At 75.6% G+C, this 950-nt stretch carries 1 protein-coding gene; it reads left to right on the top strand.

From position 1 onward, the window contains the following. Positions 1-186 precede the first annotated feature (186 nt). Positions 187-950: type VII secretion protein EccB (gene eccB / locus ACWJ6R_RS37075; RefSeq protein ID WP_449066660.1), on the top strand; the 764-nt coding region annotated here is incomplete at its 3' end.

Genomic DNA, 950 nt, shown 5'->3' with positions numbered 1-950 from the left:
GCAGGGCTCCGCCCTGTAGCCCGGCGGGCCGCGGCGGCTCCCCGCCGTGACCGGGTCGCGAGGCCCCCGTCGGCCCGCCGCCCGCCCCGGAAGGGAGGAAGATCCCTTTTCTGTCTCGGGCGCGGCAATTCCTTGATCGCGCTTCTATGCTGTCGGCTACCGCGTGTCCGGCGAGACGGAGGTGGCATGCAGACCCGTCGCGATCTCTACCAGGCGTACCGGTTGATGACGCAGCGACTGGGCACGGCCCTGCTCCAGGGCGAGCCCGACCTGCCCGAGTCGCCGATGCGCCGGTACAACGTGGCGATGTTCTGCGCGGTCCTGGCCGCCGTCCTGGTGGCGGCCGTCTTCGGCGTGCTGGGACTGCTGCGGCCGGGCGGCGCGACCGCGCTCACCGAACCCGGCACGGTGCTCGTCGAGGAGGAGTCGGGCGCGACGTTCGTCTACAGCGCCCCGCAGCGGCGGATGATCCCCGTCGCCAACGTGGCCTCCGCCCGGCTGCTCCTGGGCACGCAGGACGCGAAGGTCCGGACGGTGACCTCGGCCTCGCTCACCCGCTTCTCCCGGGGCACCCTGGTGGGCATCCCGGGTGCCCCGGAGTCGCTGCCCGCGCCCGGCCGCCTGGTCCGCGCCCCGTGGTCGGCCTGCGTGGTGGAGGGCACGGACGCCACCGGCGCGCGCAGGCCGTACACGTCCCTGATCGGCGGCTTCGAGGTCGGCGGGCGCCCGATCGGGCAGGACTCCGCCATGGTGGTGGAAGAGGGCGGGCAGACCTGGATGCTCTGGTCGAACCGGCGGATGCGGGTGGCGGCCGACAGTGTGCGGGCGCTGCCGGAGGGAGGGCGCCGGCAGGTCCCGGCCGCCTGGCTCAACGCGCTGCCCGCCGGGCCCGACCTGCGCAGCCCCTGGATCCCGGGGCTGGGCCGCGCGGTGCGCGGGCCCGACGGCCG

It is taken from the genome of Planomonospora algeriensis, assembly GCF_977012225.1.
Note: the sequence above shows the minus strand (reverse complement) of the source record. Positions and strands in the feature narration are given on the sequence as shown.